This is a genomic window from Dyadobacter sp. HNCC25DJ186 (assembly GCF_056895235.1).
This window is the reverse complement of the sequence record NZ_JBXHAS010000008.1, coordinates 45091-59430: the sequence shown is the minus strand read 5'-3', so window position 1 is coordinate 59430 and position 14340 is coordinate 45091. Positions and strand designations below refer to the sequence as shown.

10 protein-coding genes are annotated in these 14340 nt (G+C 40.9%); 7 read left to right on the top strand and 3 right to left on the bottom strand.

The features are described from left to right. The first annotated feature begins 101 nt into the window (after window positions 1–101). The 5 genes from AC1XUO_RS21410 (at window position 102) to AC1XUO_RS21390 (ending at window position 9556) form a co-directional block, all read left to right on the top strand. The gene (locus AC1XUO_RS21410) at window positions 102–2642 is read left to right on the top strand and encodes a phosphocholine-specific phospholipase C (RefSeq protein ID WP_483331818.1); all 2541 of its coding nucleotides are present in this window, start codon (window positions 102–104) and stop codon (window positions 2640–2642) included. 154 nt (window positions 2643–2796) lie between these two features. Further along, a complete protein-coding gene (locus AC1XUO_RS21405; protein WP_483331817.1) occupies window positions 2797–5808 on the top strand; it encodes a CotH kinase family protein in 3012 nt (1003 codons plus the stop codon). Window positions 5809–6429: 621 nt separating this feature from the next. Beyond that, a complete protein-coding gene (gene dnaK / locus AC1XUO_RS21400; RefSeq protein ID WP_483331816.1) occupies window positions 6430–8334 on the top strand; it encodes a molecular chaperone DnaK in 1905 nt (634 codons plus the stop codon). Window positions 8335–8423: 89 nt separating this feature from the next. Next, on the top strand, window positions 8424–8726 hold the full coding sequence (locus tag AC1XUO_RS21395) for a hypothetical protein (RefSeq protein WP_483331815.1): 303 nt from the start codon (window positions 8424–8426) through the stop codon (window positions 8724–8726). Next, window positions 8723–9556 (top strand): SDR family oxidoreductase, encoded by an 834-nt coding sequence (locus tag AC1XUO_RS21390; protein WP_483331814.1) that lies wholly within the window; start codon window positions 8723–8725, stop codon window positions 9554–9556. Before AC1XUO_RS21395 ends, AC1XUO_RS21390 begins: the two co-directional genes overlap by 4 nt. A gap of 29 nt (window positions 9557–9585) precedes the next feature. Here AC1XUO_RS21390 and AC1XUO_RS21385 read toward each other — a convergent pair whose 3' ends face one another. Then, a complete protein-coding gene (locus AC1XUO_RS21385; protein ID WP_483331813.1) occupies window positions 9586–9972 on the bottom strand; it encodes a hypothetical protein in 387 nt (128 codons plus the stop codon). 221 nt (window positions 9973–10193) lie between these two features. Between AC1XUO_RS21385 and AC1XUO_RS21380 the strand changes: the two genes are divergently transcribed. Both AC1XUO_RS21380 and AC1XUO_RS21375 read left to right on the top strand, forming a co-directional pair. Beyond that, window positions 10194–10622 carry a hypothetical protein gene (locus AC1XUO_RS21380; RefSeq protein ID WP_483331812.1) on the top strand — a complete coding sequence of 143 codons (429 nt, stop codon included), beginning with the start codon at window positions 10194–10196 and terminating at the stop codon, window positions 10620–10622. Between the two features lie 181 nt (window positions 10623–10803). Next, window positions 10804–11193, top strand: a complete 390-nt coding sequence (locus AC1XUO_RS21375) for a VanZ family protein (RefSeq protein WP_483331811.1) — start codon at window positions 10804–10806, stop codon at window positions 11191–11193. Here AC1XUO_RS21375 and pgi read toward each other — a convergent pair. Continuing rightward, the gene (gene pgi / locus AC1XUO_RS21370; RefSeq protein WP_483331810.1) at window positions 11172–12821 is read right to left on the bottom strand and encodes a glucose-6-phosphate isomerase; all 1650 of its coding nucleotides are present in this window, start codon (window positions 12819–12821) and stop codon (window positions 11172–11174) included. The two genes, AC1XUO_RS21375 and pgi, sit on opposite strands and share 22 nt — an antisense overlap. A 230-nt stretch (window positions 12822–13051) precedes the next feature. Next, entirely contained in the window at window positions 13052–14248 is a 1197-nt protein-coding gene (locus tag AC1XUO_RS21365) for a heparan-alpha-glucosaminide N-acetyltransferase domain-containing protein (protein ID WP_483331809.1), read from the bottom strand. Between the last annotated feature and the right edge of the window lie 92 nt (window positions 14249–14340).

The window sequence follows — 14340 nt, the reverse complement described above, 5'->3', positions numbered from 1 at the left end:
AAAGATAACTGTTATTTAACAGCGCAGTATTTAGAAACGATAGTACTTTTGCAAAAATTTCAGGTAACACTGAAAGGACTCCCAAACCCATAAATTTTACCATGGATTCAAGAAGAGATTTTTTAAAAAAGGCTGCTATGCTTTCCGGCGGAGCTGGCCTTTTCAGTGTGCTTCCCCCTTCTATTCAACGGGCCTTAGCCATTGATCCGCAAGCTGGAAGTACATACCTGGATGCTGAGCACGTAGTGATCCTGATGCAAGAAAACCGTTCTTTCGATCATTGCTACGGATCTCTTCGTGGCGTAAGAGGATTTAATGACCCACGGGCGATCACATTACCCAACAAAAATCTTGTTTGGTTGCAAACAAATTCAGCGGGAGAGACATATACGCCCTTCCGGTTGAATATGAAAGATTCCAATGCGACCTGGATGGGTTCTCTCCCACATTCCTGGCCAAATCAGGTGGACGCACGAAATGATGGAAAATATGACAAATGGCTGATCGCTAAACAGGCCGGGCATAAAGATTACAGGAAAATGCCCTTGACACAAGGTTTTTACAACCGTGAAGATATTCCGTTTTATTACGCCCTTGCCGACGCCTTTACTGTTTGTGATCAAAATTTTTGCTCCTCATTAACAGGAACAACGCCAAACCGACTTTACTTATGGACAGGTACGGTCCGCGAAAAAGCTGACCCGGAATCATATGCAAATGTGCGGAATGAGAATGTGGACTATGATAAGCAAGCGAATTGGACAACATTTCCTGAAAGGCTGGAAGATCACGGCGTTTCGTGGAGAATATATCAAAATGAGATAAGCCTTCCTATGGGATTTGAAGGAGAGGAAGAATCCTGGCTGGCGAATTTTACCGACAATCCTATTGAATGGTTTTCGCAATACCACGTCAGGTATTCGACTGGTTTTCAAAAACATATCAAAGCTCAATCGGAGAAACTTCCGAAAGCAATTGCGGAGCTCGAAGTTAAGATTAAAACTTTACCAGCAACAGGTAAGGAAATTGAAACGGCGCAAAAATCTTTGAAGGAGAAAATTGCTTTGCTGGAAATTGTAAAAAAAGAGCAGGCAGAATGGAATCCCGAAAATTACGCGAAGTTATCGCAGCGTGAAAAAAATCTGCACCAGAAGGCTTTTACAACCAATATAAATGATGCAGATTACCACGAAGTAACAACATTTAAATATACCGACGGAGATACAGAAAGGGAAGCAAAACTTCCTAAGGGTGACGTTTTACATCAGTTCCGGGATGATGTAAAAACAGGGAAATTACCGACAGTTTCCTGGTTGGTAGCACCTGAAAACTTTTCCGATCACCCAACTTCACCCTGGTATGGGGCCTGGTACGTATCCGAAGTAATGGACATTCTGACAAAGGATCCGGAAGTCTGGAAAAAGACAATATTTATTTTATGTTATGATGAAAACGACGGATACTTCGACCACATTCCTCCATACGTAGTGCCTAATCCTTATAAAGAAGATACGGGGTTAACTTCCGAAGGAATTGATTCCAAAGTTGAATACGTGACTTTGGAACAGGATATGAAGAAAAAAGCGGAAAAGGAATCCCGTGAAAGTCCAATTGGTCTGGGTTACAGAGTTCCGCTTGTCGTTGCTTCGCCCTGGAACCGGGGTGGAAATGTTTGTTCACAAATTTTCGACCATACCTCGATCATCCAGTTTCTTGAAAAATTTGTTAACCATAAATCCGGTAAACAAATTAAGGAAACAAATATCAGCGAATGGAGAAGAACAATCTGTGGCGATCTGACGTCGACTTTCAAACCCTACAATGGCGAAAAAGTCGCTTTACCTGAATTTGTGCAGCGTGATGAATTTGTGGAAGGCATCCACAAAGCAAAATTCAAGGCATTACCAAATGGATTTAAATCACTGACACCAGACGAAGTTGCGGAGATAAATCAGGATCCTGCCAGTTCACCGTTCATGCCTCAGCAAGAAAAAGGAATTCGGCCAGCCTGCCCTCTTCCCTACCAGCTTTATGCGGACACTAAACTGAGTACAGACAAGAAATCCATAGAATTATCTCTAAAATCGGGAAACGAAATTTTCCGCAATAAATCAGTTGGTGCACCATTCGCCGTATACGCTCCGGGCAAGTATCTGGACCAGCATGTCAAAGTATGGAATTATGCTGTCAAAAGTGGTGACACATTAATAGATTCTTACAAGTTAGATAATTTTGAAAATCAGCATTATCATATACGTGCTTACGGACCTAATGGCTTTTTAAGGGAATTCACTGGTGACGTTAATGATCCGCTTATTGAGATAACGGCCGAATACCATTTGGATAAAAATAAAAAACCAACCGGAAATATTGAATTGCATTTCAAAAACCTCGATTCCAAAAAAATAACTGCTGAAATCATTGATAACGCATACAAAACTGGAAAACAGGTGAAGGTATTGGATGCTGTCAGTCAAAAAGCGTCGCCTGCTGTCGTTATCCTTAATCTTGAAAAAAGCTTTAACTGGTATGATTTCAGTGTGAAAATTTCGGGAAATAAGTCGTACGAGAAGCGCTTTGCCGGACACGTTGAGACGGGAAAAGAAAGTCAAAGTGATCCTTTCATGGGCAGAATCATCTGATATTGAACGAGAAAATCCGGATTCAGAAATATCGAAAAACTACATTTGAAAGCTTTATTATACGTAAAATAAAAAGGCCTGGAAATTTACCTGTGTTAAGAAATTGTTAATTAGCTTTGATAGAATTTTTTTTATCTAAAACAGCAATTTTACTATGGGTAAATTTCTAGCTTTCGTAGTTTCACTCTTTTTTATATCCATATTTCCAAATCTGGCAGAAGGAAAGGAGATACTCTTCATTAATGAGATTTTAGCTTCAAACAAAAACGGAATAACTGATAATACGGGTGCAAAGGAAGACTGGTTTGAAATTTACAATCCCAACAGTTACGAAATTGACTTGGCCGGATATTACCTTTCGGACAACGCTACGAATCCAACTAAATTTCAGATTGCTGGTGGTGCCGGCTCTCCCAAAATTCCGGCGGGAGGATTTATTATCATCTGGGCCAGCAACAGTATCGCCCGGGGTGTATTACATACCAATTTTGCGCTTTCCGCTTCCGGCGAAGCTGTTCTGATTTCGTCACCTCAACAAGAACTGATAGATCAGGTAATTTTTGGTCCTCAGACAGATGACGTGTCATACGGCAGAAAACCAGATGGTTCAGGAACGTTTGTTTTTTTCTCATTAACAACCCCTGCCACTTCAAATAATAGTGCTGCAACGGTACTGCCTAAACTTGCCTTACCTGTTTTTTCACAAACAGCCGGGTTTAAAAATGCTGCTTTTGATCTTGCCATTACCCATCCCGAACCTGGCGTAAGAATTCGTTACACATTGGATGGATCTGATCCTCAGGATGATAATACAACCAGAGACTTTAAATATAAAAATAAGTACAATGACGACGGCACACATCCCGATGTAGGTGGGGTTGGAGAAGGTTGGTCCCTTGAAAGCTATAGAACAAATTTATACGCAGGCACAATCCGGATTGACGACAGAACCTCAGCGAATAATAAAATTTCCCGGAAAACCTCGTCCATTACGTATGACCCAGGTTACTTACCCACTGAAAAAATCTATAAAGGAACGGTTGTACGCGCCAAAGTCTTTAAAGACGGATTTACACCCAGCGAAACAGTAACGAGAACATTTTTCGTTAACCCGTCAGGCATTACAAAATATTCCGTCCCGGTTGTCGCTGTGACGGCCCCTGAAACTTCCTTTTTTGACTATGACAGCGGAATTTATACGCCAGGGATAACCTTTGATCAATTCCGTAGAGATAATCCAGGGTTACCTGCCGGATTTTGCTCCATTGGAAATTTTAGCAATAGTGGTGATCTGTGGGAAAGGCCCGCCACAATAGAATTTTTCAATAACAATAGCCTCATACTCTCTCAGGAATCTGCATTTCGTATCCATGGGGGCTGCTCACGGTCCGTTCCCCAGAAGACACTTCGTCTTTACAGCAGCACAGAGTTTAATTTCGCTGTTTTTCCGGAAGCTCCAACCCGGTTTCCTAAGCGGTTATTATTAAGAAATTCGGGTAATGACAATAGTTCCACGCTTTTCCGCGATTCCTATTTTCAGAAATTAGTTGGAAATCTGTCGTTTGATACCCAGTTATCCCGGCCAGCTGTTGTTTTTTTAAATTCAGAATATTGGGGAATTCAAAACATTACGGAGCGTTATGACAAATATTATTTAGAGAAAAAATATGGCGTGAATCGTGACAATGTGGACCTGATTGACGTGGAAGGGATCGAAGTAGAGGAAGGTGATGCCGTGAAGTATAATGAGTTAATGGCTTTTGTCAACGCAAATTCTCTTACAACTCCCGTTAATTATGCTGCGATTAAAACGATGATCGATCTGGAAAACTTTACTGATTATCAGATTGCAGAGATTTTCAGTGCCAATACGGACTGGCCGCATAAAAACACCAGGCTTTGGAGAAATAAAGTAAATTACAATCCTGACGCTAACGTACCTTATGGGTCAGACGGACGGTGGAGATGGATGTTATATGATACGGATATTGCCCTTGGATTAAATGTTGGAGCAAATGCAAACTCAATTCCAAATGCAAGAACAGGCGGCGCACCATCAGCTATACTTAATAAGCTTCTGGATAACGCAGAATATAAAACCTACTTTATTAATCGCGTAGCTGACCTATTGAATTCCACCTTTCTGCCATCACGTTCTGTTACTTTACTAAACGCAACCAAGGCGTTATATGAACCTTTGATCGACGAGCATCTGGCGAGATGGAAATCACCTGTGAACAGGGCTTTCTGGAATCAAAGCATTAACGAAATGGCAACATTTTTAAATGACAGAGGGTCAAATTTCCAGAATCATATCCGTGCTAGTTTAGGTTCTTCCTACACCAATTTTGCGCTTACCATTCAAGTGAGCGATCCTGACCGGGGTTATGTGAAGGTTAATAAGATGAACATTTTACCCACTACCGACGGATTATCCGCATTACCGTATCCATGGACAGGAACCTATTTTCAAAACAATGAGATAACCTTAACGGCGATTTCAAAAGATGGAAATCACTTTCAAAGATGGGAAAAATCGGGTGTCAGTTACGCGACAACGTCTGAGATTAAAGTAACTTCCACATCGAGTGCGTTGGAATTCAGAGCAGTGTTCGCCGACGGGCCATTACCGGTTACATTGCGTTCATTTGATGCTAAACGTGCTGAAAATAAAATAATCGTGTCATGGGAAACTACCGCAGAAGTCAACAATGACTATTTCGAAGTCGAAAAATCAGCTGACGCAAAGAATTGGTCTTTACTGGCGACATTGAAGGGAGCGGCGACAACAAAGGTACTTCAGGAGTACAAAACAGTTGACGAGCAGCCATTTCCAACACTTAACTATTACCGTCTGAAACAGGTTGACTTTGATCGGACAACAACCTTTTCTCGTATTGTTTCAGTCGATATGGGTAATTTTCAGATCAATAAATTATGGCCTAATCCAGTGGCCGATGTGTTAAATATTTCGCTCGATCAGTCCGTCGACTCCGGTGAATATGAGATTATGGATATCAACGGAAGGGTTGTGAAAAAGCCCCAAAAACTATCCGCGACTTCTGCACTTACGATTCCGGTTGGAAATCTGGACACAGGAATATATCTGATAAAAATTAGAACAAATGACGGCGTGAACCATATCGGTCGGTTCGTAAAGCAGTAAGACACCTTCTAAAATAAGTCTCAAAAAGATCAAAAAAAACCTGGTCATCCCGGAAATTCCGCGAGGGCCAGGATTTTATTTTTACATGAAAGCCACTTACTAAGGATTACAGCTTGCTGACATAAATGGCATGTCGGGCACAAATTACTGGAAATTGACTGCTATTTATGCAGTCACTATTTTCTGATGGCAACCAATAACAGACAGGTATATCTCATTTTAGCTGGTTGTGATAGATGCAGCTTTACAGGTGATATTGCAATGCAGTAATACGTCAGCATTAAATTATAAATTTGTCAAAAATGACTGATTAAATATTTATTAAAACCTGTTAATCAAACCATTAACAATTAATTTCCAATATTTATCCAGCGTATTATTTTACACCGCACATTTGTAAAAAAACTTGATAGTTTTCGTTTCAGTCTAGTAAAACTCATCCCAGAGCAAGTAAACGGACTTTCGAAGGTATCATGTCAAAACTGACAGTTTGTCACGGCACTTGATGTAATTTATTCGCTGGTACGGGGTTTTTAAGGATTAAGCAGTACGACAGAAAATCTGAAAAGAATCTTCGTCACGAATTAAGAATCAAATAATTTTAACTTTTAATATATAACAATGGGAAAAATAATTGGCATAGACTTAGGAACTACGAACTCCTGTGTAGCTGTCATGGAAGGTAATGAGCCTGTCGTAATCGCAAATAGCGAAGGTGCTCGTACGACTCCTTCTGTGGTTGCGTTTATGGATAATGGCGAACGTAAAGTAGGTGCGCCTGCCAAACGTCAGGCAATCACCAATCCCAAGCATACGATTAGTTCTATCAAGCGTTTCATGGGTAAAAAGTATGACGAGGTTTCCAGTGAAATGAAAACAATCGCATACAGTGTTGAAAAAGGCCCAAACAACACGCCGCGTATTCCAATCGGAGACCGTTTATATACTCCACAAGAAGTTTCGGCATTCATTTTGCAAAAAATGAAACAAACCGCTGAGGATTATTTAGGGGTAGAAGTAACAGAGGCAGTAATCACTGTTCCTGCTTATTTCAATGATGCTGAACGTCAGGCAACCAAAGAAGCAGGTCAAATTGCTGGTTTGGATGTTAAACGTATCATTAACGAACCAACTGCTGCTGCCCTGGCCTACGGTCTTGACAAGCAACATATCGATATGAAAATTGCAGTTTTCGATTTAGGTGGCGGTACGTTCGACGTATCGGTACTTGAACTTGGAGACGGAGTTTTCGAAGTAAAATCAACAGACGGTGATACCCACCTTGGTGGTGATGACTTCGACCAGGTGATCATCAACTGGCTTGCTGCTGAATTCAAAACCGACGAGGGTGTAGATCTTACAAAAGATCCTATGGCTTTGCAACGTTTGAAAGAAGCTGCTGAAAAAGCAAAAGTTGAGCTTTCAAGCTCTACGCAAACGGAGATCAATTTACCATACATTTTCCCGGTAGATGGTATTCCGAAACACCTTGTTCGTTCATTGACTCGTGCCAAATTTGAACAATTGGCAGACAGCTTGTTCCAACGGATGATGGAACCTTGCAAGAGAGCGATGAAAAATGCAGGTTATTCAAACAGCGATATCAGCGAAGTAATTCTTGTCGGTGGATCAACCCGTATTCCTCGTGTTCAGGAAGAAGTTGAGAAATTCTTTGGAAGAAAACCTTCGAAAGGTGTTAACCCGGATGAAGCGGTTGCTGTTGGTGCTGCAATTCAAGGTGGTGTTTTAACAGGTGAAGTGAAAGACGTTCTTTTGTTAGACGTAATTCCTTTGTCACTTGGTATCGAAACTTTGGGTGGTGTTTCTACGAAACTGATCGAAGCGAACACAACAATTCCATCGAAGAAAACGGAAGTGTTCTCAACGGCTGCTGATAACCAGCCTTCTGTTGAGATCCACATCTTGCAGGGAGAGCGTCCTTTGGCGAATCAAAACCGTACATTGGGTCGTTTCCACCTATCTGATATTCCGCCGGCACAACGTGGTACTCCTCAAATTGAGGTTACTTTCGATGTGGATGCGAATGGTATCCTTCACGTTTCTGCGAAAGATAAAGGAACTGGAAAGGAACAGAAAATTCGTATTGAAGCTTCAAGCGGATTAACGGATGCGGAAATCAACCGTATGCGTGAAGAAGCAAAAGCTAACGAAGCTTCTGATAAAGCAGAACGCGAAAAAATTGAAAAAATAAACGGAGCAGACAGTCTGATTTTCTCAACTGACAAACAGTTGAAAGAATTTGGAGACAAGTTATCTGAGCCGAACAAAACCGCTATTGAAGGTGCACTTGCTGAACTGCGTACTGCACATTCTAGTCAGGATTTGACTGGTATTGATACTGCGATGGAAAAATTAAATGCTGCATGGCAGGCTGCATCTCAGGAGATGTATGCTCAGGGAGGTGAAGGCCAGCAAGGTGCTCCTGGAAATCCACAAGGTAATGGAGCCAGCGAAGGTGCCAATGCAGAAGATGTTACTGATGTAAACTTCGAAGAAGTTAAATAAGGTACAGCAATTCAAAAAAATCCCCTTCTTTTAGTTGGGGATTTTTTTTCAGCTCATTTTTTGAAAGTGCGTAAATAATCTCCATCGGTATGACATTAAGTTGGCTGAAATCCTGGCATAAGTTTTTATTACTGAGAGCAACCCATTCATCGGCATACAAAACGAATTCTACATTTATGGATAACATGATGACTTTACCTGAGTTAAAATATCTGTCTCCCACAACCCGTGAGAAAGCTATGACCATAGCGCAGGATTTAATCAAAACAACTAATATTTCTCCAAAAGATGCTGTTGCAAAAGCGATTCTGATTGCTAAAAACTGGGCAGTTAAAAGTATCAATCGCAACGTTTGGAAAAAATTAAAGTCAATTGAAAAGGAAACGATATGAGTGATTCAAATCAGAGATTTAAAGGACAAACCGTAATTGTGACTGGTTCCAGTTCTGGAATTGGTAAAGCTTGCGCTGTATATTTTGGTCAGCTTGGTGCAAACGTCGTTGTTAATTACAGCGGCAATCAGGAAGCTGCCGATAAAGTTCTGGAAGAAATCATTAGCAATGGTGGTGCCGGAATTGTCGTAAAAGCTGATGTAAGCAAGGAAGAGGAAGTAAAGGCGATGTTTAACCAAACGGTCAGTAAGTTTGGAAAACTTGACATTCTGGTGAGTAATGCAGGCATGCAACAGGACGCATCCTTTTTGGAAATGACTTTAAAAGAATGGCAAAAGGTGATTGACGTCAATTTGACGGGTCAGTTTCTTTGCACACGCGAAGCAGCACGTCAGTTTGTTGCGCAGGAAAAAGCTGCGACGAAGGATGGTGATGTTGATCACAGTGAACTTTCAACTGGAAAAATTATCCTGATGAGTTCTGTTCACGATATTATACCATGGGCTGGTCACGTGAATTATGCAGCTTCAAAAGGTGGCGTGATGATGCTGATGAAATCTATTTCTCAGGAGCTTGCACATCACAAAATACGGGTTAATTCCGTTAGTCCCGGAGCGATAAAAACAACAATTAATAAAGAAGTTTGGTCGGATCCGGAAAAATATAAGGACTTACTCAAACTGATACCATATAAGAGGATTGGTACACCGCTTGATGTTGCCAAAGCTGTTGCCTGGCTTGCCTCTGACGACTCTGACTATGTTAATGGCGAAACGTTATATATTGATGGTGGAATGACACTTTATCCCGAATTTGCAGACAACGGTTGATCATGTATCGACCGTTTTTTTTGAATATATTATTGGACGATCTCAGCTCTGGTGACTTTCAAATTATAATATTTCATCCCTGCTATTTGCGGCTGTCTTTTGCCGTTGTAAGTATAATATTTTCCATCAAAATAGATTGTCGCCAAACCTTCCAATTCTTCAAAATCCGGCAGGTTGCCACAGACAAATCCTGCGTCTACTGAATCGTAAGTTCCGGGAATAGAAACAAACACAACGTATCGTTTTTCTGTCGAATCATAGAACACCCTTCCCGTCTGGTTCGTAACAGTTTTTATAACTTTTCCCGAATAGCAATTTTCTACATCAGGATTTGGAGCCGTCTTCTCCTTACGACATCCCCATGTCGCAAGGATAAGGACTGATATCCAAAACAACATTGATTTTAGCAGGCTCATTTGACGTCTGGTTTTGTGTACATTAATAAAGACACAAAACGCCCCTTCGCGTTGGAACCGTAATACGAATCTTTACTTGTAATACTCAAAATCAATTCAATGCCACTTCAATTTCAGGTATTGTGAAGATAGAAGATATCAACCTTCATTGTTTTATTTATCCTATTTACAACCATTTGATCTTCATGCGCGTCTTAAGGTTATAAGCAAAACCTTCTGCCATGAAAAACCTGATCATAGTAACATTACTTTGTATTTCCTGCTGGGCATGTGATACAAAAAAAGACGAGGTCCTTGAGATCCAGGACCAAACGGTTAGCGCATCTTATCGCAAAATGACTTCTGTTACCATTCCCGGACAAGCGTTGATTGTCAATGTATTGGAATTAAATGAGAGCCGGTGTCCGCTCAATGTCAATTGTATTCAGGCAGGCGGCGTCGATCTTGAATTAAGTATTTCCGATGGTACGAACAAAGTAAATATTCCTGTGTCGTTCAAAAGTGACAGTAAAGCATCAGGCCATCAGACATTTATGCTTGGAAATCAAAATTATTCCCTGGTCGTGCACGAAATCCTGCCCTATCCGGCAACAACACAAACACCCGATCTTGATGAATACAAAGTGAATCTTTCTATTGAAAAAATATAGTTAAATCCTCTTTCTTCGAGTGTACAATAAAAAAGCTGTTTAAGATATACTTTAAACAGCTTTTTGACTTTTACGATATTATTTAAATAACTTCTTGAAGTTATCCCTGAACATTTGATCGATCATCAGTTTTCTACAAAACTCAGCATAAATTTACCCTCAAATTAGACTGAGCCAACTCATGCAAATTTCTGTTATACTGAAACGTTTCTTTAACTTCTTCGCAAAAAATTCATGGATAGCGATCGTATGGACTTTGGTGATTCTGGCCGTCTGCACGTTGCCTGGAAAAAATGTCCCAAACCCTCCATTCCCTAATTTTGACAAACTTGTTCATTTAGGCATGTTTGTGGTCTGGTCTGTTTTGTGGCTTCTGTCCTACCCTGCCAAGGGTAAACTGATCATTATTTTAGGAATGGCCTATGGTCTGGGCATTGAATTTTACCAACAGATCCTGCCATTCGATCGCACTTTTGACTGGTGGGACGCCTTGGCAGATTCTGTTGGTGTTTTACTGGGTTATGGATTCAAGACTCTTATTCTTGACCGTTATCTCCAGCGTTTATATTGATTAATCAGGCCGTTCGTTGAACTGTCGTGGTTTGACACCGGCCAGTCGTTTTGCAATTCCGGATAGATTTTATTAGCCAATTGTTTGCCTAATTCAACACCCCATTGGTCAAAGCTGAAAATGTTCCAGATAATTCCCTGGACGAAGATCTTATGTTCGTACATCGCCAACAGACTTCCCAAAACCTTCGGCGTGATTTTTTTCACAAGGAATGAGTTGGTAGGTTTATTACCCTGGAACACTTTGAACGGTGTAAGGAAATCTATCTCTTCTTTACTCTTGCCCGCAGCCTTCAATTCTTCGCTTGCTTCTTCATAGGTTTTACCATTCATAAGCGCCTCTGTCTGGGCGAAAAAGTTAGACAAAAGCATTTTATGGTGTTCGCCAATCGGATTGTGGCTTATAGCTGGTGCAATAAAATCGGCAGGAATAACCTTGGTTCCCTGGTGGATCAATTGATAAAAAGCATGCTGTCCGTTCGTACCAGGCTCGCCCCAGATTACCGGACCGGTCTGGTAGTTAACAGCTTCTCCGTTTCTTCCAACATATTTACCATTACTTTCCATATCTCCCTGCTGGAAATAGGCAGCAAAACGGTGCATATATTGATCGTAAGGCAGAATGGCATGTGTTTGCGCATCAAAGAAATTGTTATACCAAACACCCAAAAGTCCAAGGATTACAGGAATATTTCTTTCCAGTTTGGTCGTACGGAAATGATTATCCATATCGTGCGCACCAGCCAAAAGCTGCTCAAAATTCTGATAACCTATAAAACAAGCGATTGACAGACCAATAGCAGACCACAGAGAATAGCGGCCACCAACCCAGTCCCAGAAACCAAACATATTTTCAGGATCTATACCAAATTTTTCAACTTCGGACTGATTGGTTGAAATCGCTACAAAATGCTTTTTAACATGCTCTTCGTCACCCGCTTTCTCCAGAAACCATCCGCGCGCTGTCAATGCATTCGTCATCGTTTCCTGCGTTGTAAAAGTCTTGGAGGCGATCATGAATAAAGTTGTTTCAGGATTAAGCGACTTGATCGTCTCAGCAATGTGCGTTCCGTCAACATTAGAAACAAAGTGAACATTCAAACCTTTTTTTCCATACGATTTAAGTGCTTCCGTCACCATCACAGGACCTAAATCACTTCCACCGATACCAATATTGACGATATCAGTGATTTCTTTACCAGAATATCCTTTCCAGGATCCCGAGCGGACTTTGTTAGAGAAATCCTTCATTTTCGCCAGGACTTCGTTCACGTCAGGCATAACGTCTTTACCATCCACCATCACCGGCGTATTTGACCGGTTTCTTAATGCAGTATGTAAAACCGAACGTCCTTCCGTCGCATTAATTTTTTCACCATTGAACATTTGCTCGATGGCGTCAGACAAACCGCATTCTTCTGCCAGCTGAACCAGATATGATCTCGTTCTCGTGGTGATTCTGTTTTTCGAATAATCGAGAACAATGTCACCGAAACGAATCGAAAACTTACGATGACGTTCAGGATCTTCCAGAAATAAATCTTTAAGGTGCTTTTGTGAAATTGTTTTATGGTGGGTTTTCAGCTTTTTATATGCTGCTGTTTGATCAAAGGGTGTCGACTGAAGCATGAGTTGAACGTTATTTATGTTTAAAAAATCATTTTTTATTAAAGCGTAGAGTAAAAAAATTTACTGATAGCCCAACACAAAAGTAGCGTTTTAAGCCACTTTTGATCATTTAAAGTGTGGAAAATTATGAATTAATAACTTTGGAAGTTCTTTCCCAGGACGTTCCGGACTATTTACGTGCGGATAGGAAGTCATTACCTGACTGATCGTTGGCAGTTCATGTTCATCTCTCAAATTTTAAGTTTGACACCTACCTTATTAATCAATCCTGTTATCACCACCACGATCAGAGAAAAAAGCAGTGACTTAATTATACCAACCACTCCCGTTCTTACAATCACAGGTAAACTTATACCAGCAAGAGTGATCACTGCATACCATACGTATGGAATCAGATAACAGGTCAAAGTCGAAGTTCCGGCGGGCTTTAAAATTTGCGCCCAGTTTTTTCTTCCTCTTAAATCTGTAAGCCAGTAAAAGAATGCAAACGTCACAAAACTTATTCCTGAACATATTCCCAACCATGCAGGCGTTGCCCTGATTTTTGAAATCCCCCAAAAAGGCCGGGTCCCAAAGCCATAAGCCAGTGAGATTATTCCAAGCGTTATTAAGATGGTAATGAAAGTTGCCGGGTTTAAACGGTTGGCATATTTCCGGTATAAAACAGAAGCCAAAACTCCGCCCATTGTAAAACCCGGCATAGACCCGCTACCTGCAATCCAGACCTGTTCTTTTACCTCGTCAAGAAATTTCAGGATACCGGCAAAGTCAGCCAGATTAAAAAGGACAAAAAATAGCCAGGCCATGACAATCAGCACGATACGGTCACGGATAAAAAGGTATATGGTTGCGCAAAGCAAATATGACCAGCCGATCAGCCCCAGAATTCCATACCAATGTGGCTTCATCCAGGTAACATCACTTCCTTCTCCTCCTTTATAAACAACAGCAAGTCCGGCCAGCAACATATAACCAATAAATTTCAGCAAGGTATAAAAGGACTTTTTACGAGGATCTCCGGGATATACATTCCAGATCAGAAAAAACGCGATGACCATCAATATTTGCCATATATATTTACTGATTATCATTTCGCTATGCGCATTTTCGAGATTTACGGTAAAAAATCCCATTAAAAGCAAAGCAACGGTTCTTTCTCCGATATGCATTAAGATGGTTGTATCCGTGTCTCCTTTTGATTTTCGGTTGGCAATTGCAAACGGAATGGACAAGCCTACGATGAAGAGAAACGTTGGGAATATAATGTCAGAAAAACCCATGGCGTCGTCAGGACCGGCGCTATGTTCAAGCCATTTCGGAATACCTTCGAGCGTCCATAAGTCGTTTACAAAAATCATCAGGAACATGGTCACTGCCCTGAAAATATCAATAGAATCAAGTCGGTTTAGGGAAATTTTCGAAGTCATGTAGTATTGTTATTTACCTTTTCTAAAAATTGAGTGAAACAATATTTCTGTGCGGCTGGTTTTATCGGATCGATCAGTTTCCCGATCAGTTC